The organism is Bacillus sp. B-jedd (assembly GCF_000821085.1).
GTDB lineage: Bacteria > Bacillota > Bacilli > Bacillales > Cytobacillaceae > Bacillus_D.
The window spans coordinates 3,727,870-3,750,423 of sequence record NZ_CCXR01000001.1 but is presented as its reverse complement, the minus strand read 5'-3'; the positions used below and the strand labels follow the sequence as shown (position 1 = coordinate 3,750,423).

Annotated in this window: 25 protein-coding genes; 13 read left to right on the top strand and 12 right to left on the bottom strand. The window is 46.3% G+C overall.

Annotated elements, in window-relative coordinates; translation table 11 throughout:
* Positions 1 to 30 precede the first annotated feature (30 nt).
* The 7 genes from BN1002_RS18480 to BN1002_RS18450 form a co-directional block, all read right to left on the bottom strand.
* Positions 31 to 513: a (2Fe-2S)-binding protein gene (locus tag BN1002_RS18480; protein ID WP_231575059.1), complete on the bottom strand. Its 483-nt coding sequence runs from the start codon at positions 511 to 513 to the stop codon at positions 31 to 33.
* Entirely contained in the window at positions 491 to 1,348 is an 858-nt protein-coding gene (locus tag BN1002_RS18475; protein WP_048826989.1) for an FAD binding domain-containing protein, read from the bottom strand. Before BN1002_RS18475 ends, BN1002_RS18480 begins: the two co-directional genes overlap by 23 nt.
* On the bottom strand, positions 1,335 to 3,665 hold the full coding sequence (locus BN1002_RS18470) for a xanthine dehydrogenase family protein molybdopterin-binding subunit (protein WP_048826988.1): 2,331 nt from the start codon (positions 3,663 to 3,665) through the stop codon (positions 1,335 to 1,337). The genes BN1002_RS18475 and BN1002_RS18470 overlap by 14 nt, the downstream gene beginning before the upstream one ends.
* Positions 3,666 to 3,683: 18 nt before the next feature.
* Positions 3,684 to 4,301: a nucleotidyltransferase family protein gene (locus BN1002_RS18465; RefSeq protein WP_048826986.1), complete on the bottom strand. Its 618-nt coding sequence runs from the start codon at positions 4,299 to 4,301 to the stop codon at positions 3,684 to 3,686.
* On the bottom strand, positions 4,298 to 5,287 hold the full coding sequence (locus BN1002_RS18460; RefSeq protein WP_048826985.1) for an XdhC family protein: 990 nt from the start codon (positions 5,285 to 5,287) through the stop codon (positions 4,298 to 4,300). Before BN1002_RS18460 ends, BN1002_RS18465 begins: the two co-directional genes overlap by 4 nt.
* Positions 5,288 to 5,396: 109 nt before the next feature.
* Positions 5,397 to 6,401 (bottom strand): FUSC family protein, encoded by a 1,005-nt coding sequence (locus BN1002_RS18455; protein WP_048826984.1) that lies wholly within the window; start codon positions 6,399 to 6,401, stop codon positions 5,397 to 5,399.
* Between the two features lie 116 nt (positions 6,402 to 6,517).
* Positions 6,518 to 7,159: a TetR/AcrR family transcriptional regulator gene (locus tag BN1002_RS18450; RefSeq protein ID WP_231575058.1), complete on the bottom strand. Its 642-nt coding sequence runs from the start codon at positions 7,157 to 7,159 to the stop codon at positions 6,518 to 6,520.
* A 122-nt stretch (positions 7,160 to 7,281) separates the two neighbouring features.
* Between BN1002_RS18450 and BN1002_RS18445 the strand changes: the two genes are divergently transcribed.
* From BN1002_RS18445 to BN1002_RS18405, 8 genes are all read left to right on the top strand, one after another.
* Entirely contained in the window at positions 7,282 to 8,022 is a 741-nt protein-coding gene (locus BN1002_RS18445) for an SDR family NAD(P)-dependent oxidoreductase (RefSeq protein ID WP_048826983.1), read from the top strand.
* 73 nt (positions 8,023 to 8,095) lie between these two features.
* Positions 8,096 to 8,905 carry an SDR family NAD(P)-dependent oxidoreductase gene (locus tag BN1002_RS18440; protein WP_048826982.1) on the top strand — a complete coding sequence of 270 codons (810 nt, stop codon included), beginning with the start codon at positions 8,096 to 8,098 and terminating at the stop codon, positions 8,903 to 8,905.
* Between the two features lie 585 nt (positions 8,906 to 9,490).
* Positions 9,491 to 10,021 carry an RNA polymerase sigma factor SigY gene (gene sigY / locus BN1002_RS18435; RefSeq protein ID WP_048826981.1) on the top strand — a complete coding sequence of 177 codons (531 nt, stop codon included), beginning with the start codon at positions 9,491 to 9,493 and terminating at the stop codon, positions 10,019 to 10,021.
* On the top strand, positions 10,008 to 10,352 hold the full coding sequence (locus BN1002_RS18430; RefSeq protein WP_048826980.1) for a YxlC family protein: 345 nt from the start codon (positions 10,008 to 10,010) through the stop codon (positions 10,350 to 10,352). The genes sigY and BN1002_RS18430 overlap by 14 nt, the downstream gene beginning before the upstream one ends.
* Positions 10,353 to 10,659: 307 nt before the next feature.
* Positions 10,660 to 10,863: a PLDc N-terminal domain-containing protein gene (locus BN1002_RS18420; RefSeq protein ID WP_048826978.1), complete on the top strand. Its 204-nt coding sequence runs from the start codon at positions 10,660 to 10,662 to the stop codon at positions 10,861 to 10,863.
* Positions 10,863 to 11,768 carry an ABC transporter ATP-binding protein gene (locus BN1002_RS18415; RefSeq protein WP_048826977.1) on the top strand — a complete coding sequence of 302 codons (906 nt, stop codon included), beginning with the start codon at positions 10,863 to 10,865 and terminating at the stop codon, positions 11,766 to 11,768. Before BN1002_RS18420 ends, BN1002_RS18415 begins: the two co-directional genes overlap by 1 nt.
* A complete protein-coding gene (locus BN1002_RS18410; protein ID WP_048826976.1) occupies positions 11,765 to 12,544 on the top strand; it encodes an ABC transporter permease in 780 nt (259 codons plus the stop codon). The genes BN1002_RS18415 and BN1002_RS18410 overlap by 4 nt, the downstream gene beginning before the upstream one ends.
* 132 nt (positions 12,545 to 12,676) lie before the next feature.
* Positions 12,677 to 13,138: a hypothetical protein gene (locus BN1002_RS18405; protein WP_148362818.1), complete on the top strand. Its 462-nt coding sequence runs from the start codon at positions 12,677 to 12,679 to the stop codon at positions 13,136 to 13,138.
* A 275-nt stretch (positions 13,139 to 13,413) separates the two neighbouring features.
* Here the strand turns inward: BN1002_RS18405 and BN1002_RS18400 are convergent, their stop codons facing one another.
* The 3 genes from BN1002_RS18400 to BN1002_RS18390 all read right to left on the bottom strand — a co-directional run bounded on the left by BN1002_RS18400 (position 13,414) and on the right by BN1002_RS18390 (position 15,325).
* Positions 13,414 to 13,812, bottom strand: coding sequence for a VOC family protein (locus BN1002_RS18400; protein ID WP_048826974.1), 399 nt, complete (start codon positions 13,810 to 13,812; stop codon positions 13,414 to 13,416).
* Between the two features lie 75 nt (positions 13,813 to 13,887).
* Positions 13,888 to 14,640, bottom strand: a complete 753-nt coding sequence (locus BN1002_RS18395) for a phosphosulfolactate synthase (RefSeq protein ID WP_048826973.1) — start codon at positions 14,638 to 14,640, stop codon at positions 13,888 to 13,890.
* Positions 14,594 to 15,325, bottom strand: coding sequence for a 2-phosphosulfolactate phosphatase (locus BN1002_RS18390; RefSeq protein WP_048826972.1), 732 nt, complete (start codon positions 15,323 to 15,325; stop codon positions 14,594 to 14,596). Before BN1002_RS18390 ends, BN1002_RS18395 begins: the two co-directional genes overlap by 47 nt.
* Positions 15,326 to 15,588: 263 nt before the next feature.
* On the opposite strand from BN1002_RS18390, the gene BN1002_RS18385 reads away from it, so the two are divergent.
* The 4 genes from BN1002_RS18385 to cysC are packed head-to-tail and all read left to right on the top strand — an operon-like array spanning position 15,589 to position 19,160.
* Positions 15,589 to 16,311 carry a phosphoadenylyl-sulfate reductase gene (locus BN1002_RS18385; protein WP_048826971.1) on the top strand — a complete coding sequence of 241 codons (723 nt, stop codon included), beginning with the start codon at positions 15,589 to 15,591 and terminating at the stop codon, positions 16,309 to 16,311.
* Positions 16,312 to 16,313: 2 nt separating this feature from the next.
* On the top strand, positions 16,314 to 17,414 hold the full coding sequence (locus BN1002_RS18380; RefSeq protein WP_048826970.1) for an inorganic phosphate transporter: 1,101 nt from the start codon (positions 16,314 to 16,316) through the stop codon (positions 17,412 to 17,414).
* Positions 17,411 to 18,574 carry a sulfate adenylyltransferase gene (gene sat, locus BN1002_RS18375; RefSeq protein ID WP_048826969.1) on the top strand — a complete coding sequence of 388 codons (1,164 nt, stop codon included), beginning with the start codon at positions 17,411 to 17,413 and terminating at the stop codon, positions 18,572 to 18,574. Before BN1002_RS18380 ends, sat begins: the two co-directional genes overlap by 4 nt.
* Complete coding sequence (gene cysC / locus BN1002_RS18370) at positions 18,567 to 19,160, top strand: adenylyl-sulfate kinase (protein ID WP_048826968.1); 594 nt, start codon at positions 18,567 to 18,569, stop codon at positions 19,158 to 19,160. The genes sat and cysC overlap by 8 nt, the downstream gene beginning before the upstream one ends.
* Positions 19,161 to 19,217: 57 nt before the next feature.
* Here the strand turns inward: cysC and BN1002_RS18365 are convergent, their stop codons facing one another.
* A complete protein-coding gene (locus BN1002_RS18365; protein ID WP_048826967.1) occupies positions 19,218 to 19,943 on the bottom strand; it encodes a DUF421 domain-containing protein in 726 nt (241 codons plus the stop codon).
* A 138-nt stretch (positions 19,944 to 20,081) separates the two neighbouring features.
* Positions 20,082 to 21,266, bottom strand: a complete 1,185-nt coding sequence (locus BN1002_RS18360; RefSeq protein ID WP_048826966.1) for an ATP-grasp domain-containing protein — start codon at positions 21,264 to 21,266, stop codon at positions 20,082 to 20,084.
* 206 nt (positions 21,267 to 21,472) lie between these two features.
* Here BN1002_RS18360 and BN1002_RS18355 point away from each other — a divergent pair, with 206 nt between their 5' ends.
* Positions 21,473 to 22,234, top strand: coding sequence for a YheC/YheD family protein (locus BN1002_RS18355; RefSeq protein WP_231575119.1), 762 nt, complete (start codon positions 21,473 to 21,475; stop codon positions 22,232 to 22,234).
* Positions 22,235 to 22,554 lie beyond the last annotated feature (320 nt).

Here is a 22,554-nt window from a genome sequence, read left to right as displayed (position 1 = left end):
CAACTAAGCCTTCGCGTTCTAAATCCCGTCTTAGGATTCCTTTTCTCCCTGGACCGCTTCCAAAGCCGAAAGAACCGCTTCCTTGATTTCCTTATAGCCGGTACACCTGCAAATATTGGATTCAAGCCAATCCTTCAGTACTTCTTCATCCGCGACCCGCTCAGTTTCTACAAGGGCATGGCAGTTCATCAGGAAACCTGATGTGCAGTAGCCGCATTGGAAGGCGAACTTTTCGACGAACGCCCTTTGGATCGGAGTATCCTTTAACCCTTCAATCGTTGTAATCTCTTTTCCTGTTCCTTCAACCGCCAGCATCAGGCATGATTTTTGCGGAATTCCGTTCACATGCACTGTGCAGGCGCCGCAATCGCCGTTCAGGCACCCGGGCTTCGAGCCGGTAAGGCCAAGCGGCCCGCGGATTACATATAGCAATGTATCGGCGGGGCGGACCGAGATGGATTCCGGTTTTGCATTGATGGAAAGCTGGATGTTAACTCTGGGATTCGTGGCCAACTTCATTGCCCTCCAATTCACGGATGGCATCCGCCATCATATTCTTCAATACATACAGACGAAACTGGGATGAGCCCTCGACATCGTCAAGAATCGGTGAGGGGAGAGCACTCATTGCTTTTTCAGCCTTTTCCTCCGCGGAGCCGGCCTGTTCATTCAGCAAACTCTCCATTTCCGCTGAACGGAAAGGAAAGGGACAAAGTCCGCTGACGGCCAGCCTGATTTTTTCATCCTTTTTCAGGGCGGCCACGGTTATAAGCGGGTAGCCAACATCCCATTGCTTCCGTCTTTTGCGGGTATAGTATGGCAGGGAGGCATATTCCTTTTCTATCAAAATAGTAAACACATATTGCCCGTCAGCCAGGAGGATATTTCGGTTGAAAACTGTTTCGATTGGTTTATAAGACAGCCCCTCAGGACCAATGATGCCAACGATGCAATCCGATAGCAGTAAAGGCAGGACGGCTTCACGGTAAAAAATCTTCGCGCAAATATTGCCGGCGAGGGTAATTTTATTGCGTGACGTCCGGTCGGCGATTTCGCTGACGGTTTTGCTCAAGAGAGGGAAAGAGGGATGATCACTGATCGTAGTCAATGTTGTTCCGCCGCCAATGACGAGATATTTATCATGGGCAAAAATCTCCTCATAACCCGGGAGTCCTTTTAAATCAATTACCGCATCTGCATAATCAAGATCAATCCGGCCGAGGGTGATTAGTTCGGTCCCTCCTGAAAAGTAATAGGGGACTTCACCTTCTTTTCTAACGCTTTCAAAAATCCCAATCGCTTCCTGTGCAGAATTTGGCTTGAAATACCTGAAATTAAACGGAAGCATCGCTTGTTCCTCCTGAAGCCCGCCATAATAATTCAGGAAGCAAAGGGAGGTGCTTCAATTGGGCGCCAATGGCCGTGGACAGGCAGTTCCCGAGTGCGGCCGGCATCCCAATCAGACCGTGCTCGCCCGCTCCCCTTGAGCCATACGGGCCGGCCAGGTGGGGGGTTTCCACGAAATCAATGACATACTCGGGCTGTTCTCCGAAATGAAGCGGCCTATAGGTTCTGAGCTGTGGATTCAGCACCCTCCCGTTCGAATCGAAGATAAATGATTCCCTTCCGGCAAAAGCAATTCCCATACTCATTGCCCCCATCACTTGCCCGAGGAGGGCTTTTTCGTTCAATACCTTCCCAATATCAATGACCGCATAGGCTTTCAAAATCCGGTACGTAAAGTCCCTCGTATCGAGTTCGAGCTCGATGCCTTCGGCGCCGACCGTCCATTCCGGCCCCGGCCTTCCTTTCCCCGTTTTAGGGTCGAGCTTGGTGATCCAGTTTTGTGTGTAATGCCCGCTTGCAATGATTTGACCGCCGATGGTTTCGCCATTCGGGAACGTATATCCATAGGCAAGATCCTTTACATCGATACTAATGGTTGGGTCATCAATGAAAAATACTTTTTCATGTGCAACCTCCAGATCATCCGGATTGACTTTAAGAACGCAGGAGCCAATGGACTTCAGCTGGCGGATCGCATCCTCGGCTGCCGCCAATACGGCCCTTCCGCCCATTAACGTACCCCGGCTGCCGACTGTTTTCCAATGCTCGGGGGTTGTCTGGGTATCAATCGTCATTTTGACATGGATTTTGTTAACATCCATTTTCAGCCGCTCGGCCAAAATTTGCGCCAGGACTGTTTTCGTACCTGTGCCAAGCTCAACGACTCCCGACATAAGATTGATGCTGCCATCGGAGTTAAAGGTAAGGATCGCGCCGGATGTGGCATTCGTATCAAAGGTGGAAGTCTTCCAGATGCAGCAAGCCCCTTTTGCCCTGATCAGTTGGCCGTCCCGCTGTACTTTCGGCTCCCCGTCCCAGTTCATCAGTTCCTTCAGCCTGTCGATGCAGCGGGGGAGGTTGCCAACGGTGCTCCTGTTCAGCAGCACTTGTGTTGGGGTCATATCACCGGGCAGGATGGAATTTTTGCGCCGAAGCTCAAGGGGATCCATCGCCAGCTTCTCGGCGAGTACATCCATTGTCCGCTCAAACGCGAAATGGACCTCCGAATGGCTGTAGCCCCGGAAGGCGCTCGCATACGGATGGTTCGTGTACATGCAATAGGAATCGCAGTAAATATGTTCAATATCATAAGGACCGGTACAGTCAACGGCACCGGCTCGGCTGATGTCAACGGATTTATCGGAATAGGCGCCGCCATCCCAGAGATACTGGATTTCCGCTGCCTTCAGCATTCCGTCGCTCGTAGCGCCAAGTTTTACGGTAGCATCAAGGCCGATATGGCACGGGGAGGTGATCATATCCTCCTCGCGCGAATTGACAAGTTTGACGGGCCTGCCACCGACAGCTTTCGATGCAAGGTAGGCAATGACCTCAAGCTGGACGGCCGCCTTCCCTCCATAAGCACCGCCGACAAGTGGAGTATAAACAATCACCCTGCCTGGATCGATTTCGAAATACCATTTAAACAGCTTTTTGATGGCAAAAGGGGCCTGGGAGGAAGTGGTGATGCGGACATACCCGTCTGGAAGAATTTCAGCCATCGACGCCCTCGTTTCCATGGCGACATGGTCGGATGGCCTGAAGGAAATCTTGAAGTCGACTACCACCTCGCTTTCGCCAAACCCTTTTTGGATATCGCCTTTTCTGATTTTGTCGAGGTTGGCCACATTTGTTCCAGGGATTGGATAGACACCCTCAAGCTTTTGGTACTCACCGAGTTGTTCATGGACAAGAAGGGCATCCTTTTGAAAAGCGTCGCTCGGTGAGTTGACAACGGGAAGGGGCTCATAGACGGTTTTGATAAGGTCCGCCGCGTGTTGTGCTTGGACGGGCGTTTCGGCCACGACGACAGCGACCGGCTCGCCATGGTACCGGACCCTTTTATAAGCAATCGGCGAGCGGTCCTTGATTTCCTCGCCGACGAGCGGAAAAGGTTCATTCCCTAAAATCGCCTTCACGCCAGGCACCTTCCATGCTTCCGTAAAATCCATGCTGATGATATTGGCATGCGCATAAGGGCTGATGGCCATGCGGGCATGGAGAGTGCCTGTCTCATGAATATCATTCGTATACCTGGCCTTCCCGGTGACTTTATCCCATGCTTCCTTGCGTATGACGCTCTTGCCGATCACTTCCAATGAAACCACCACCTCTAACTAGCGGAATTTTTCCAGCAAAACCTGATAATCTTCCTTCGTGTCTACATCATAAAAGAATAGGGGATGTTGGAATTCTACTGCTCTTCCTTTAGGGGCAAATTCACCACGTAATAACGATCGCAGCCCTTCGTCACCACTTGGATTTTCAAAAAATCTATAAGCTTCGCTCGAGAACAGGATTGGTGGGCGGGCAATTCCATCAGCTCCCTTAGCTCCGACAAATAAATCCTGCATGCCCTGATAGCAATCTATTAAACTATCAATGTCTTCACTGTGAACGAAAGGCTGGTCGGCCAGGAGGACCATCACTGCCTCCGCACCCGCCTCCGCGGCTTTTTTCACTCCTTTCTGAAGTGAAAAGCCTAACCCTTTAGCGGAATCAGCACAATCAACCTGAGACCATTTTCCCCTTTCTGGATACAAAAAAAAGGAAGTCCTTAGCCAATCCAGCTGATCTCCCTTTCCTGTCACAACGAATATATGATCCAATCTGGATTGGAGGGCATGTTCGAGTCCGATGCTCCCAAGCGGTTTTCCGCCAATAGGCAGCTTCCGCTTGTCAGTCCCCATGCGCCTGCTTTTTCCCGCGGCAAGATAAATCCCAGTGAACCTCATTCGCTCGCCTCCTTGCCTCGAAGGATGCTGATTAGCTGGGCAACGATGCTGACGGCGATTTCCACGGGTCCCTTGGCGCCTAATGAAAGCCCGGCTGGGGAATGAAGCCATTCCGGTTTCCTCCGGCCATTAAGCAAGCGCGATGTCCTGTCAGACGGTCCAAGAACACCAAGATAAGCGAAGGGGCCCTTTGTCAAAAGTTCAATCAGAATGGCCTGGTCCGTTTCGAACTCGTGCGTCATGATGAGGATGAAATCCTCTTTTGCAAAAGAGATTCCGCTCAAAGTGCTATCCTGAGATTCTGGGATAAGTTTCACTGCATCAGGAAAGTGTTCCTCCGTACATAACCCGGGCCGCCCATCCGCGACTGTCACCTTAAATCCTGTTTGGGCCGCCAATGAAACTACAGGTCTTGCATCCTTGCCGGCCCCGAAGATAATTAAATGCGGCTGGGGAAGGAGGTGGTGTATAAAAAATGGACAGTTAGTCTGTTTGTCAACATGCAAGCCGGTTAGCAGCCGAGATTTGGTTCCGGGTACTTCCCCGTTTTCTTCTATAAAGAAGTCATCTTCCACGTCGAAGTGAGGGCTGAAATTGATGAGCCTTGTAATCGGCTTTCGCTCATCAAGCCGTCTTTTTGCTTCAATGAGCCGTGAGAACAAAACTTCATTGACAGGCTCAATCAGGATGGAGATTTTTCCGTTGCAACCTGCACCACGGCCCCAGGATAAGTCATCTTCATCTGAGGTGTCATAGTGGACGATCTGCGCCACGCCGGAAGCCCGGACCTCTTTTGCCCGTTCTGCTACATCCTCCTCAAGGCAGCCTGCTGACAGCAATCCGTATCTGGAGCTGTCTTCAAGGAGAAGCATCATAGCACCTTCTTTTCGGTAGGCAGAGCCTACAACGTCAACGATCGTTGCCAATGCCATCGGCCGGGGGAAGTGACGGGCTGCAATCTCAATCAGCTTAATGAAAGTATCCATTTGTTTCTCCCGCTTGTATGCCATTGTACATCTCTATATGGATATTCCCGGGAACAAAAATTTATCCCACTTTAAATACAGGGAGAATCATGTTTGGTACAAACAGCGGCTACCGAAGGCTCTTCAGCAGTTTATAGGTTTCAAGATCGATCGAACTTTTATAAACATCGGCCCCAGGCACTGGCTTGTTAGTCTTTTTCGAATACAGCAGCTCATATTCAGCAATGTGTAATGGATTGGCAGCTCCCGACTTGCCCGCTTTTGCAAAAAAGCCCCCGAGCATGAATAAATCGTTTTCCAAATCCCTCCGGTCTTGTGTGGACATACGCCCCGACTTCTGCCAGACCCGCAAAGTCTTTAGAACAGATGAACAATATTCGTACCCATTTTCGAGAAGGCGTAGCTGGCCCCTGTATTTTTTCAGGGTGGCTTTATGTTTCTTTGCGAGTGGATTGAACTTCAGACTGTTGGTCGCGATCTGTAGCGTTTCTTTTGCTGTATGGAGGTCTTTCAGCGAGTTCTTCAGCCGCTCCTCCAGTTCATATTTTTGGCTTCTGCCCCAGTCTGACTGAATCCAGTTCGCCATTTCGCTTAAAAGTCCGGATAGCTGCCGGGCGGATTTTTGAAAGGAATTGGCCGCTTCCTTTGTAAAATTAGGCGGGAAAAGGATAAGCTGCAGGACAATGGCAACAGCGGCGCCGATGGCGGTATCGACAATCCGGTCAAACCCATAGTCGCCCGATTTTCTCTCAAAAGTGAAGAGAAGCAGAATCGTCAAAGCGACTTGGTGAATCGCGGTTTCGTCCATCTTCAGCCATTTCGCCGCATAACAACCGGCTAAAAGAAGCAAGCCGAGAGCCCATCCATTAAGGGGAAAATAGGAGACAAGCCATGTAATCAGAATAACGCCTACAATCGTTCCGCCAATGCGGTGAAGCGAGAAGCGAATCGACCGGTCGATAGTGGTTTGCAAACATAAAATGACCGATAAAGGGGCAAGGTACGGGTGGCTGGAACCGGCCAATTTTGCGAGTTCCCAAGCAATCGCTGAAGCAATCGCCATTTTCCAGACGAGGAGTGTTTTGTTGACAAAGTCTTTTTTTCTTTTGCTCATATTGCCCCTTCCCTCCATCTAACCTTTCTTTTATGGTTCTTTTGCCAGGAAGGTTTTATACGAAAGGAAAAGGGAGGCCGTCAGAAAAAAGCCCGCTTCCCTTTTAGGGAGCGGACTCAGTTTAAGGGACGGATATAACTTAATAGCATTTCTTTCAGCAGTTCCTGCTGGATTTTGGGTTCAAGCCCTTTGACCGTGTAAGTAATCGGCTGCTTGAATATGACATTATTGCCGAATATGCCATAGGCGTTGATGATCGTCATCAGAACCTTATCAACCGGAATATCTGTGCGGATGGAGCCGTCTGATTTCCCGTCTTCTATGAGCGGAAGGAGAAGCTCCGTTACTTGCTTTTGCATGTCAATGTAGTCCTCGATGCCGGGAAGCGGTTCGTTCGTAAAAGACGCGTAGCTTTCGAAAGCCTCCCTGAATTTATAGGATTCATTCTTGTCACTATGCTGGCTTCTCAGCAAAAAACCAAGCAAATCCTCGATACGATTGTATGCGCTTTTGGTCTGTCCGGTTATTTTTTCAATTCCTTCCATGGTACGCTCAAGGTTTTGGATGGCGACCGCCACAATCAGCTTGTCTTTCTTAGGGAAGTAGCGAAAAAGTGTAGCGATGCCTATTCCGGCAGCATCAGCGATATCCTGCATTTGGACGCTGTCGAGCCCTTGATCCAGGAAAAGCCGTTCCGCTGTTGAAACAATGGATTGGTAGCGGAGATTTTTATTTTTTTCTCGTATCCCTTTTGCCACTTTATTCCCCCCTTTACATAAGTATTATACCTTTTCTAAGTTTGCAATGTTGGAAAATGAGGAGTAAAATAAAAAATAATGATAGTTAGACTATCATAATATACGAGCATGGGGTGGAACAAATGAGATTACAAAATAAAGTTGCAGTTATAACAGGAGCTGGAAGCGGCATGGGCGAAGCAAGTGCGCTTCTTTTTGCAAAAGAAGGCGCTAAAGTTATCGCTACCGACATTAACCTCGAAGCTGTCGGAAAAGTAGTTTCAGCGATTAAGGAAGCTGGCGGAGAAGCCATTGCTGTAAAACACAATGTCGCTTCCAAGGAAGATTGGGAAGCGGTTTATGAAGAAACCATCGAACAGTACGGAAAGCTTGATATTCTTATAAACAACGCGGGAATCCCGCTGCCAAAACCATTCATGGAACAGACGGAAGCGGATTGGTCGCGTACATTTTCTATAAATATTAATGGCACTATGCTCGGCATGCAGTTGGGTGCTCCGCTCATGGAGAAAAACGGCGGGTCAATCGTAAATATCTCTTCGATTGCAGCATTGATCGGCATGTCCGGAGCTGGCGCCTATACTGCTTCAAAGGGTGCGGTCCGTTCGATTACGAAGGCGGCAGCGGTTGATTTCGGGAAGAAGAATATCCGCGTTAACTCAGTTCACCCGGGATATATTATCACACCAATGAGTGCTCCTTCGATGGAAAAATACAAGGAACACTTCCTGAATCAAATTGCCTTGCCGAACCTTGGACATGCGGAAGAAGTTGCTGCGGCGATTTTGTTCCTTGCTTCTGACGATGCGAGCCATATCACAGGAATCGAACTTCCAGTCGATGGCGGCGTAACCGCGAAGTAACCGGATTAAGAATAGAATTAATGCACAAACACACATTATAAATATTCAGAACAAACAGCTGGGAGAGATAAGAATGGATCGTGTTAAAGGAAAAGTGGCGCTGGTCACAGGCGGTGCCTCCGGCATTGGCTTGTCAGCGGCAACATTATTGGCAAAAGAAGGGGCAAAAGTAGTCATTGCCGATTTCAATGAAGAAGGTGCGAAGGGGGCAGCTGAAGCAATCAAAAGCCAAAACGGCGAAGCGATTGGTATTTTCCTCGATGCTTCCAAAGAAGAATCGATTAAAGCTGCTGTTGACGCGACTGTAAAAGAGTTTGGAACCATTAACGTCCTTTTTAATAATGTCGGCTTAACGAACATCCATAAAGATTTGGATGTTGTCAATATCGACTTGGATGAATGGGACCGCCTCATGAATGTCAATCTGAAAAGCGTACTACTAGGCTGCAGATTCGCGATTCCACATATGATCGAAGCCGGCGGCGGCTCCATCATCAATACTGCTTCGATGGCAGGCTTTACGGGAGATTCCATCCGATCTGCCTATGGGGCATCCAAAGCAGGGGTTGTCAATTTAACCCGCTATATTGCCGCGCAATATGGCAAAAATAAAATCCGCTGCAACGGGGTTGCGCCTGGTTTGATTTTAACCCCAGCCGCAAAAGGCAATATCCCTGCACCGGTTTTAGGGATTTTCGAAAAATACAATGCGCTTCCTTACCATGGAGAAGCCGATGATATTGGCCATACTGTCGTATTCCTCGCTTCCGATGAATCAAAATTCATCACAGGCCAAACCATCCAAGTTGAAGGCGGACACTACATCGCAAATCCAAGCATCGCCGATTTCAACGAATTTATGAACCGTCAAAGACATATGTAAAAACCAAAAAGGAGCCGTGGGGCTCCTTTTTTTATATCAAAATGTTGATAGCTGATTATTCCTAACAAGTGACATCCATGATAAATTAAGGTTATCTACATTCAAAGTTTCATAAGTCTTGTTATCTTACCGGAGATTAGTTAACGAAGACATACTTAAACAAATCATGTCAGTAGTTTGATAATACTATCATACTTAAACAAGTATTCTGAACACGTTGAATAAGCAACAATACTGTGGGTTTTGGTAAAATATTTAACTTTTAGGCTCTGTTAAAGGTGAGTGTTTATTTTCAATGAGGTTGATTGGAACGGAGGGGGCTGACTCCAGCGGGATGTAGCGGCACGTGGAGACCCCACAGGCGTCTAAGACGCCGAGGAGGCTCCACGGTCCGCCCCGCGGAAAGCATGTCCCCGGAGTGGAAATCAACAATCAAAGATAACAGAGCCAACTTTTAAGCAAACTCAATAAATACTAATAGGTGGCTAAATGTTTTGTGGTGATTCCGTATTTTGAAAATGAACGATTTGTCCCAGTTAGCCGTATTACATATAGAACATTATTGTATGGGGTAGGGTAGATTTCATGGATGAAAAGGATTTAATCCGAAAGGCGAAAAAAGGAGATACATTGGCCCTTTCGCAACTGCTACAACAGAATTATTCGTTCCTCGTAAAGTATTTAATGAAAGTTACCCTTCATCCACAAATCGCAGAAGATTTAACTCAAGAGACGATGATGAAGTGTATTGAAAAAATCCACCTGTATAATGGTGAATCCAAGTTTTCCTCATGGCTCATCACAATCGCAACGAATCTTTTTATTGATCAACAGCGGAGAAAGAAGCGGGAGAAAAACTGGCTAGAGCAGGAACAAGCGCTCCGAAAAATGAAATGGAAAGCAGCCAATAGGAACGAAGAATGGACTGATGTACTTGATGCACTTGCCCAGATTAATGAAGAAATACGTATGCCAATCGTGTTAAAGCATTATTACGGATATTCATATGAAGAAATTGGGAAAATGATGGGTATTGCAGAAGGAACAGTAAAATCCCGAGTTTCTAATGGTCTAAAAAGTGTGCGAAAGGAGTTGGCTGAACATGAAGGAGTATGATTCTAAAAATAGTCATTCTATGTTGGACGATGAAGATGAATTAACGGTTAAGCAAGTAATAGATGGTTTAGAAAAACTGGATCAATGGAATCCAGTATCTACTCCAAACTTACAATGGTTTCAACAGAATGTTGAATTAGAGAAAAGAAGAATACGAAAGAAACAATGGAAGGACCTCCTCGCATTCATCTCTGTCGCTGTATTAGTGCTCTCGGTTGTAATTGCTGTCGTTTATCGTCAGCCGATTCTTTTTGTGTATTTTCAGGTTGTGGGGATTATCTTATTGCCCTTAGCTCTTAACAAAACTAGAAAGAAGGTCAGTAATGAATGAATTCAAACGAACTAAGTAGCATACCGCTTTGGATATGGGTCGTGATTGCATTCATTCTGATTTGCCAGAGCTCATGGATGTTTTGGGATGCACGGAAGAGGGGACACAATGCTTGGTTATGGGGCTTTCTAGGCCTTATTCAATTTCCGATGTATCTAATTATTTATCTTATTTTTGCAAGAAGAATTTTTAAAAGAAAGGTCTCAGGATCAAATTCCTGAGATTTTTTTTATTTATTTTTTTGTGAGTGAACGATTAGACGAACGTAACCGTATTAAGTGTAAATAATCGATTTGGAGGAGTAAAAATGAATGAACTGTTAAATGGAGTCCCCTGGGGAGCGATTGTGCCAATTCTTGTCTTACATTTAATTCTTATGATTACCGCATTAGTTTCTTGTATAAGAGAAGAAAAAACGAACGGACCAAAATGGTTGTGGATCCTTATTATTCTCTTTATCAACTTAATTGGACCAGTGCTGTATTTCGTTGTTGGAAGGAGAAATGATTAATGGAGTTATTAAAGGCAAGCGATTTAGTAAAAAGATTTGGAAATACGAATGCTGTTAAAGGAATCAATTTTCATATTGAAGAAGGCAGGTGCGTTTCATTACTTGGGCCAAATGGAGCAGGAAAAACAACGACATTAAAAATGCTATCCGGATTGTTGGAACCGACTTCAGGCAGGATTGATTTTAAAGGAGAAAAAGCAAAGGATTTAAGGGAGTTTATTGGATATTTACCTCAATATCCTGCTTTCTATAATTGGATGAGCGGAAAAGAGTTTCTTGTTTTCGCAGGACAATTAGCAAAGCTGAATCGTAAAGAAGCAGAAAAAAGAAGTGAAGAATTACTTGAACGAGTGGGCCTAACGAATGCGAAGAAAAGAAAAATAGGGGGTTATTCTGGCGGAATGAAGCAGCGCCTTGGATTGGCACAGGCACTAATTCATCGTCCGAAATTACTTATTTTAGATGAGCCTGTTTCAGCACTTGATCCACTTGGAAGAAGGGAAGTATTGGACATGATGAGAGAAATTAAAGAGGAAACAACCATTCTATTCTCCACTCATGTCCTTCACGATGCAGAAGAAATAAGTGACGACATTCTTATCATGCATGCCGGGGAAATTGCGATATCAGGCAGCCTGGAAAGTGTAATGGAAGAGACTCGGCAACCTATTGTACAAATTGAATTCGAATCACAGGTTCCCGATTGGCTAAAGAGCGTAGCAACTTATAGCTTTGTATCTGAAGTAAACACTCAAGGCAATAAAACGAACATCGTATTAACAGATATGGTAAATGGGAAGCAAGCCTTATTACAAGAAATCGTGGATAAAAAACTCCCGATTCGTAAGTTCGAGATTTCTCAAACAACATTAGAAGATTTATTTATGAAGGTGGTGAAGGCATGACACAGTGGATGGTTCTTTATCGAAAAGAAATGACGGAAATGGTGCGAAATTATAAAATTCTTTGGATTCCAATTGTCTTTATTTTGCTAGGTGTCATGCAGCCGGTTAGTTCGTATTATATGCCGGAAATTTTAGAGAACTTTGGCAATCTTCCAGAAGGTACAATTCTTGAAATGCCTACTCCAACTGGGGCAGAGGTATTAATGACGGTTTTATCTAATTATGGGATGCTTGGTGTACTCATTCTTGTTTTGAGCGCAATGGGGGTCGTATCCGCAGAAAGACAGAGTGGAACAGCAGGTATGGTCATGATTAAACCAGTTCCTTATTCCTCGTATATATTATCGAAATGGGCTGGATTACTTACCATTACACTCATTTCATTGTTTATCGGATATGCAGCTTCGTGGTATTATACAAGTTTACTCATTGAAACAGTCGCTTTTGAGCGCATTTTTCAAAGTGTAGTAATCTACAGCATATGGTTAGTTTTTGTTGTTACATTGACGCTCTTTTTTAGTACGCTAATGAAAGGAAATGGCGGTGTCGCTTTTGTTACAATTTTTGTAGTCTTTGCTATTTCGACGGTTACATCCATTGTAGGAAAGTATATGAAATGGAGCCCGGCTACAATGACTGAGCACACAGGAAAGGTCTTGTTGTCAGGAGAACTAGATTCTAGTTTCTGGCTAGCTTTTATTACAACTATTGCTATTATCATCGTCGTTCTCATTACATCCATACAAATCTTTAAGCAAAAAGAGCTATTGGAGTAAAAAGGTAACTTATCATGTGTATTCAATTTTTATAAGGTTTAGTAAACGATTCAGGTTAATTTTAAGGTGCGTTGATCCAGCAGGATTAACCGCCTTTTTTGTTGAATTCCTTATTATGATAACGGAGCAGTAATGTTGAAGAAACTTATAGAGCAAGGAGGTATGATGTTGAAGAAATATGTACTAATTGCCGCACTAATCATTCTCGTTGTTGTAATTTTTACTTTCTATAGATACCGTGAGCAAGATTTAGGAGATGTACTTAAAATTGACCAAGTTGATAAGATTCTTTTGACAACAGAAGAAAAAGAACTTAATGGCGTTGAGATTCCAAAGGTAGACCAAGAACAAATTAATCAGCTGGCTGATTTTTTAAATCAGTATAAAGTACGATTAACGATGAGAGAAGGTTGGACTTCTGATTATCCAAGCGAACAGTTTACCCTCCGCCTCGTTTACAAAAACGGAGATTTCGAGATTTATACCTTCGAGCATGACGTAGTTGTCTCAACACGACGAATTTACAAAGTAGTGAATGCTCCTTTGGATTATAAAGGGATACAGGAGTTTGAGCGTGAACTTTACTCAAAGTAAAAAGAGAATCTCTATTATCTCTAAAGCGGAGAATATTGAGTTAAAGAGTGAGCTTTAATGCACCCTTTGTAGAACAATTGTTAATTTCATAAAAGATAATAGAAAAATAAGAAGGTTTATAGTCCTTTTTCTTCAACTCACGGGGTGCTAATTCTCAATAAGTATTTAAAAAAAGGACTCCATTTCGAGTCCTTGTTTAACATCATTTATCAACAATATTATTTAACATGGATTATATAAAACCTCATCGAGGATATCGCCATTATCGCAGATAACTAATAGACCATCCCCTCATCATGGTAATACTTAAACTCGAGCAGATTATTGGCCGGATCGATCAGGAAGAAGGTGACATGCTCCTCGCGTTTGCCCGGAAACCTCACCATCAGCTCCTGAAAGAAAGGAAGCTCGTTTCTGGTAGCATGCCGAAGTGCCTCGTCAAATTCCCCCCTTTCCAAAAACGTAATCCCGAAGTGGCGGGGGTACATTTTGGGAGCAGGATCGATTTGATCAGGATTCAAATGGCAGACGACCTGGTCGCCGAAAAAGTCGAATGTCACCCGGTCATGATACCTTCTGGCAAGGGTGCAGCCCAGCTTTTCATAAAAATCAACCGTTTCATCAAGATCCTTGCACGGAATCGCAAGGTGGAACACTTTGTTTGTTTTACGCATAAAACAGCCTCCTCAAATAAGCTTCACACGAGATTACTATTTTTAGTTGAGAGTCGCCATGGGCCTGAACCAGACTTAAATATAAAATGTATCCGAACGCAACCCCAGCCGGAGTGTTTCAAGAGCAATCGCATCGCTGAAAGGAATGTTGGCTAAATTAACATCCGGGCCGGCAAGCTTAATGAAAGCCGTTTGCATTTTCTTCGTTGGCGCTTCGAAAAGAATCTTCTCAAGCGGGATGCCAGATGAAAGGATCACATCGACAATATCAAAGCGCATTTCCCCGTTTGCCTGGCAAATTCCGCTCGTGCCGCTTTCCCTCGCTTCGGTTATCACCTTAGCCGCGCCCGCCTCCAGATCCTCTTCAATGTATTCCAGCCATTCGGAAGAAGTCGCCGATACTCCGCTATCCTTGCTCCCCACCTCGCTGAAAACCATAAATTCCTTCGCAAAAGCAGCGATATATCTTGCCTTTTCCTTATTGGTAAGGGGGAGGGTTCCATTGGAGATTTCGACATACTCACAGCCGAAACGTCTGCAGTAATCAAAATAGTCATCTACCTTGTTTTGGCTGAGGAATTTTTCAAAAAGGGTTCCGCCAAAGAAGAAGCCAACATCATTTTCTCTTAGAACGGAAATCTTGTTCTCAAGTCCTGCTGAAACAATCGAAGTCCCCCAGCCGAATTTGACTAAGTCGATATGTGCCGAGCTGCTTTGAATCGTATCCCGAAACAAGCCTTCAGGAACGCCATTGTCAATAAGGACAGTCAATCCTTTGGTCCTAGGCTTGCCTGTTCGATCCGGCAGGTTCAATCCTGTGTAATTCATGTTGATTCACCCTCACGATCCTCGGGATTTTCTCAGAGCTATCCACAAACATAATAAAATCCCCTGAAATTTCCTTTGTGCAAAACTCAATATCTTCCACATTAAATTCCGGTTGATTCTCATCGTAAAACTTCCGGGCTACCCCGCTCCCTTTAATCCTTTTGACTGCTGCCTCTTTCGATAGTGCTTCTTTTCCGAGCAGGATTTCCTTTATATATTCCGCGCAGGCCAAGTCATCGTCGCCATCTGGATGAGAAGCAACCAGATTGACAATAGAATCGTGACTGTAAAGTTTTCGGATGCATTCGGCGGTCATTTTTGCATTCGAAAAGCCGGTGACGAAGACAGCGCCGGCATTCAAGGCATGTAAGGTTGCCCGGACGCCATTTGTTGTCTTTTTCACGAGGGTCCTCCCGCGGACATTTGCTTTCGCCATTTTGGCCGGGGAGTTATCAAATTCGAAGCCATGAATGGGAAGCCCATTTATTTCCCCTGCGAGCAAATAGCCGGGATGTTTTTTTTGCAAAAGAAACGCCTCTTCAACTGTTGCTGCAAGGAAGATTTCCCTGGCGCCGCGCAGAAAAGCGTAATGGGCAACCGTAAAAGCGCGAATGACGTCAATAACAATCGTTACATCCGATCTTTCCAAATCGGGGGTGTGGCCCTGGTGGATGGTTATTTTCATTGTTCAGCTCCTAATGATTCAATCCTTATTGCCTGCAAGGAAAGTATATGCCCAGTGGGCGGAAGCTGTACCTTATCCTCCAATTTTTCCTCAATTTTGAGAATTGGGCGCATGCCCTTCCGGAAATAGGCGTTTATCCTGCGAACTTTTAGGAGGACGCCTGAATATTTTGTACATAGGTTTTAACCTATTTAGACAGTTCAAAGGGTGAATGGTTGCAAGAAATGCCCCAGCCCAAATCCGTGAGAAGCGAGGGGAAGAGGATGGAAAAGATCTTAACCTATGAGACGTGGGAAGAAGGAAAGGCCGAATTTTTGCTGGAGAAGCGTTGGGACTCAGTGGATGTCCTTAAATGGGCTTACGAAGAATATGGGGATGAGGTCGTGTATGCATGCAGCTTTGGTGCTGAGGGCATGGTGATGCTTGATTTGATTTCAAAGATAAAGAAGGAAGCGGCGGTTCTGTTTCTCGATACCGGCCTTCATTTTGCCGAGACATATGAGTTGATCGACAAGGTAAAGGAAAAGTTTCCGCAATTAACGCTGACCCTCGTAAAGCCGGAATTCTCGCTGGATGAGCAGGAGGCCCTTTACGGAAAGGAGCTTTGGTTGCGCAGCCCGAACGAATGCTGCAAAATCCGCAAGGTTGAACCACTCGCAAAAGAGCTCGGCCACGTCAAAGCATGGATTTCCGGCTTGCGGAGGGAACAGTCGGAGACGAGAAAACATGTTCAGTACATTAATAAGGATGAAAACTTCAAAAATATTAAAATCTGTCCGCTCATTCATTGGAAGTGGGAGGATATCTGGAATTATATCAAGTTAAATAATCTTCCCTTTAATCCTCTGCATGAACGGAATTATCCGAGCATCGGCTGCGCACCGTGCACCCGTCCTGTAGCGGAAGGGGCTGATTTCCGCACGGGAAGATGGGAGGGCACTGGCAAAACGGAGTGCGGCCTCCATCAGGCGAGAGGGAGCAGCTGAAGATGATGCTGATCATTCTTGCGTGTGCGATTGGATTTTTTTTCGCGATGAATATCGGGGCTAGCGGGGCGGCAGCCTCCATGGGGATTGCTTATGGATCCGGAGCGATAAAGAGAAGGAGATTTGCCCTCCTCATTTGTGCGGCCGGGGTGATGCTTGGCGCTTCACTCGGTGGAGGGGAAGTTGTTAAAACACTTGGATCGAAAATCATTCCACAGGATATGATTACCGTTAAAATCTCGATCATTCTCCTTGCCTCCGCGACCCTTACACTGTTCGCCGCGAATTTGCTTGGCATTCCCTTGTCGACAAGCGAAGTGACGGTCGGTTCGATTGTCGGGGTAGGGATTGCCTTTAAAAAGGTCTATGTGACGACGCTTTTAAAAATCGTTTCTTACTGGCTGCTTTTTCCGCTTATTGCCCTCCTCCTCGCCTTTTTGGCCAATGCTGTCCTGAAAAAGCATAAGCATAGCCTGGAATTTTTGCAAAGAGGGAAGTGGGGCACGCTCTTTACCGGACTCGTTATTTTTACAGGCTTTGCTGAAGCGTTCTCGGCTGGGATGAATAATGTCGCCAATTCGGTCGGCCCACTCGTTGCCGCGGGCATTCTTACAGTAAATAAAGGGATTGTGATTGGAGGGCTGTTCGTGGCGTTCGGAGCATTCCTTTTGGGCGGCCGGGTGATTGAAACAAATGGAAAGAAAATCACGGAATTGTCCCTCCTGCAGGGCAGCGCAGTTTCCGGACTTGGTGCTTCCTTAGTGATTATCGCCTCATTATTTGGTATCCCGGTACCCCAAACGCAAATCACGACCTGCAGCATCCTGGGAATCGGGCTGTCCGATAAAGGGTGGTCGGTCCTGGGGAAGGAAGTCATCAGCCGCCTCCTGAAGATCTGGCTCATATCCCCCTTTGTCTCGCTCGTCCTTTCCTACAATCTGATCAAGCTTTTCATGGAGTTCGATTACTATTCAATCACGCTTGTCATAAGCGTATTCATAGCAACGGCAGGCTTAATCAGCCTTGCAAAACCGGCAGGCAGGAAAAACATCCTCGTTTATAAAAAAGCATCCATAGAAAACGTTAGGAGGAAGATTACATGATTCATCCTCATGGTGGAACACTGATCAACCGGCTGAAGGAGGGTGCGCAGATTGATGATCGCAATTTCGGGGTAGAACTCGATGCAATGGCCCTGAGCGATCTGGAATTGCTTGCGATTGGGGCCTATAGCCCGCTCGGCGGCTTTTTAAGCAAAAAGGATTATGAGTCTGTCGTAGAAAAAATGCGCCTTGGCAATGGCGTTGTCTGGACGATACCTGTGTGCCTTCCTGTTTCAAAAGAAGTGGCCAGCCAAATTGCCGCTGGGGATACGATCAACCTTGTGCGGGAAGGAAAAGTTTATGGGACCATGGAGGTCACCGATATTTTCATTCCGAATAAGGAAAAGGAGGCGAGGCTTGTCTACAGGACAGAAGATATGGCACATCCGGGCGTAAAAAAGTTGTCTGAGCGGGGAGAGGTTTATCTAGGTGGACCTGTCCTGATGCTCAACAGACCGGATGGCCCATACAAAGCTGAAAAGCGGGATCCCGCTGTGACAAGGGAATTGTTCCGCGACCTTGGCTGGAAAACCGTCGTTGGGTTTCAGACGCGCAATCCAGTCCACAGAGCCCATGAATATATCCAGAAGTGCGCCCTTGAACAAGTTGACGGCCTGTTCCTCCATCCGCTCGTCGGCGAAACGAAGGCTGATGATGTTCCTGGCGATATCCGGATGAAAAGCTATAAGGCCCTCTTGGAAAAGTACTATCCAAAGAACAGAGTTTTATTGTCAGTCTTCCCAGCGGCGATGCGCTATGCGGGTCCCCGTGAAGCCGTCTTTCACGCGCTGATCCGGAAAAATTACGGCTGTACCCACTTTATTGTCGGCAGGGACCACGCGGGAGTAGGGAATTATTATGGCACCTATGACGCCCAGAAGATATTCTCCCTTTTTGCAAAAGAAGAAATCGGCATCCAGACGATTTTTTTCGAAAATAGCTTTTACTGCGAAGTATGCGGAAATATGGCATCAGTGAAAACCTGCCCTCACGATAAAAGACACCATGTCTCACTATCGGGAACAAAGGTCAGGGCGATGCTGCAAAATGGGGAGCTGCCCCCGCCGGAATTCAGCAGGCCCGAGGTGGCGGAGATTCTGATTGAAGGCATGAAAAAGCAGGTTTCCATCCTGCGGGAAAGGGTGGAGAAACATGACTGAGCATATTACCTGGCATCCTTCAGTGTTGGGCAAAAAGGACCGGCAGCATCTAAACGGCCATCAAAGCTTTGTCCTTTGGTTTACCGGCCTTTCAGGTTCTGGGAAATCGACACTGGCAAATGAAGTGGACCGGCAGCTTTACAGCCTCGGGGTCAGGAGTTATGTCCTTGATGGCGATAACATCCGCCATGGCCTGAATCGCGGACTCGGCTTCAGCAAGGAGGACCGGGTTGAAAACATCCGCAGGATTGGCGAGGTTTCCAAGCTATTCGTCGACAGCGGCCAGGTTGTGCTGGCTGCGTTTATTTCTCCGTTCCGGGAGGATAGGGACGGAGTCAGAAAGCTGTTTGATGGCGGGGAATTTATAGAGGTTTTCACGAGCAGCCCGCTTGAGGTTTGTGAAAAGAGGGATGTTAAGGGCTTATACCAAAAGGCGAGGAGAGGGGAAATTCGGGAATTTACCGGTATTGATTCCCCATACGAAATCCCGCTTGAGCCGGAACTGGTCGTCGATACTTCGTCGGCCACGGTAGCGGAATCCGCCAGGCAGGTCATCGGCTTTTTGAAAGAGCGGGGGCTGATTTAAGCTGGTTAGTACAAACGGGGCTATATAGAAAAACATAACCCTTCCGGAGCACGGGGGTTATGTTTTTTCATTTTTATAGAAGAAGACCCTGAGATTATCCTGCTTATCCAGTGTGGTAAGGAGGACATCTTTTACTTCTGCATGATAGGAGTTTTCCAGCTCCGAAACAACCCATTGCACGTTCTTCCCTGTTTGCTGAAGCTCCTCATGATTAATGGTTCCTTCTTTTATAATGACTCTGGGCAGATCGAAGGGCTCGGTTTTCACCCCAAGGGCCGCAGGGGTTAGAGGTTCATATTGCGGATCGAGGAAGAAGGAAATCCGCCCATCGGCTTCCCAGACTGCAAGCGCCACCTTTTGAAAATCTACAATCTTTTTTTCGCGCATTTCCTCCAAAACATCATCTAGTGAGATTTTCGCTTTAATTAGACCATCATACATGATTTTGCCATTCTCGATGATTGTGATGGGAGGATGGCTGACCAGTCTCCGGAACCATGGCCATTTCAGATTTAAGGCTATCCCGGCGCAATATAAAACTACGAGGACCGAAGTGGTAATCATGGAGCCTTTCATGCCGGTATGCTGGTCGGATAATGGGTGGGCAATAATGTTTCCGATGACAAGCGCGATGACGAAATCGAGGAGCCTTAACTTTGAGATGGTTCGCTGGCCCAATACTTTGGCAACGACCACTAAAAAGACGAAAGCGATAATCGCGCGAAGAATCCACTCCAGAACCGAAAGGGCCTCCTGGCTCTGGTGAAAATCTAAAAGACCCAATTCCTCCACCCCCTGTAAACTATCCTTTAGTTTGCCAAAATAGAAGGCCGATTAGTCAACTTATCTTTTTGAAAAGTTGAAAATCGGCCCTGTGCTGGCAACTACATAGAAATTTTTGCAGAAGGTGGGCGGAGCCGGCTAGTTCCAGCCACGCTTACCAAGAAATTGTTCTTTTTCCTCAATTTCCTCTTTTGAGTCGCCGAGAATGATGCCGCTGATGAATGGATTCGTTTTTTTGCCGGAAGGGTCTTCCGGATGGTAAACGGATATTGGGACAAGGGTTCCGTTTTCAACCATGCTTTGGCAATCAGCCTGGAATTGATCCCAGGAATTATTGACTCTCCAGCTGCGGAACATCAGATGCCGGCTGCCGCGGCGGTCGAAAATGCTGTCTTTCAAAAGCAATGCCGGAGTTGAACCGTTCAGGCGGAAATTCAAGTCAATGCAGACAATCCTGCCATCATTTGTGACGAGCATATCAAATCCGGCCACGCCCTTATACCCAAGCTGGCACGCCTTTTCCATGATCGCGCGGCCAGCCTCGATTGCCTTCTCAGGTGGTCCGCCATCCGCGGTAATCCAGTTTCCTTCATAATTCCCTTCGGACGAGACGATCTGTTCTCCCGCTCCAAGATAATGAATTTGTCCATCCAGCGTTTTTGCGAACTGGAGGCAGAAGTTTTTTCGGTCATCCACAAGTTCTTCGATGACAATGCTTTCGCAGTCCTTTAATAGCTTGCATGCCTCCTCAAAGTCGTTTTCTTCGCGGCAGAGGACGACATCGTGCCCGCCGCCGTTCGGTAAATCGGTCGCGGCTTTCATAACGAATGGCAAATCCCATTCCTTCCTGATGTCAGCCGTCTCATCAGGGCGGATGACGGTCCTTCTTGGAAGGTTTTCCTTCGGTACAATCTCCTGGAGGTTCGCCTTGTTGTTTAAATATGAAAATACCGACTGGTCTATCCAATAGTGGTCTTCGGGGATTTCCGAATCCGGAAAAGCGTGATTGATAACTTGTTTTTTAGAGCTGTTTTTGAGTGAATCAAGCAGGCTGTAATAGCTTTCCTTGCATTCATACGTCAGCAGGTTTTCCGCTGGTGTGATTCCGGCCTTTTCTATCAGTTCGAGCGCTTCACCGGTAATTGTCCGTTCATTACAGACAAAAGGCATATCGCCTGCAATGGAAAGCAAGGCGCCAGTACGGAAATCATCGAAGACAGAATCCTTTGGAATCCAGCCTAGACCGGAATAGGAAACCCTTGGATTAAAGACGAGCTGCGGCCCGTATATTTCTTTTAATGTCAAAAATGGTGTAATTTCCATGAATGAACGTACCCCTCTCATATTGAAAGTATCATGTGAAAGTTTGGTTCCCGCCTGAAGCGAAATTCAAACTGTTAAATTTTACGCAACTAAGCTGGCTATTTATCAATTACCCGAAAATCAGGCTTTTGAACAAGCAAACCATGAACTTTCGCATATTCTGTCATAACAATTCAACTGGTTAAAAGGAGCAGATAGATTTGAAAATGGATAAGGGGAATAAATTGCATCAATTTTTATTTTTTCAAAAAGATGAACATATGGCCGGCCGCATGCCTTATACAGTCCAACTGACAGAAGAATCATTCAATGCCATGCTCAATTACTACGCAACCGCCATTATCAAACCTGCTGTTTCCCAAGGGGGCGGGAAGGAAGTTTATAAAGTGGCAGACCATTCAAGCAAAGTAGAAGTCTATCACCGTGATCAAAAAAGAATCTTTCATAACCGGCAGGACGCATACGCTTATCTACAGAGCGTATTGGATTGGAGGCTGAAGCCTTATATCATCCAGGAGCTTGTGGATTTGGTGAGAATTGGAGGCAAACCCCTTGATATCAGGATGGTCGTCCAGAGGAAGCTGGACTCGGAGAAGTGGCAGGTGACGGGGAGCTATGCAAAAATGGCGAAGGAAGGATATTTCATTACAAATCTAAAGCATAACCGGGCCGGGTTGCTGACTTTGGAAGAAGCATTCACGTCTCTTGGGCTGCCGGACAGGAAGAAAGCAGAACTCGTCAAAGAAATGGAACAGGTATGCCTCACCGTCGCAGAAAAACTCCACCCGCTCTTCCCCGAAAAAACAATCTGGGGCCTAGATCTTGGAATCAACCAATACCTCCAGGTCAAAATCATCGAAATTAACTCCAACCCCGGCGACGTCCCATTCCACGACCTAAAAAACCCCGCCATGCTGAAAAAAATCAATGCTATTCGAAAATACAACCGGAAATTGAGACGTGGATGAAGCGCTTCATCCACGTTAAACAATTTGGCAATATAACAATGCTTTGCTTTGGTAAGTCGATATAGAACGCGGACAGAGTTGGCTAAGGGATTCTTCGCGTGGTAAAGGTCGGTTTAGAACGCGAACAGAGTTGGCCTAATGCTCTTCCGCGTTGTAAAGGTCGATTTAGAACGCGGACTGAGTTGGCCAAAGGCCCCTTCGCGTGGTAAAGGTCGATTTAGAACGCGAACAGGGTCGGCCAAAGGTCCCTCCGCGTTGTAAAGGCCAATATAGAACGCGAACAGAGTCGGCCGAGGGATTCTTCGCGTTGTAAAGACCGA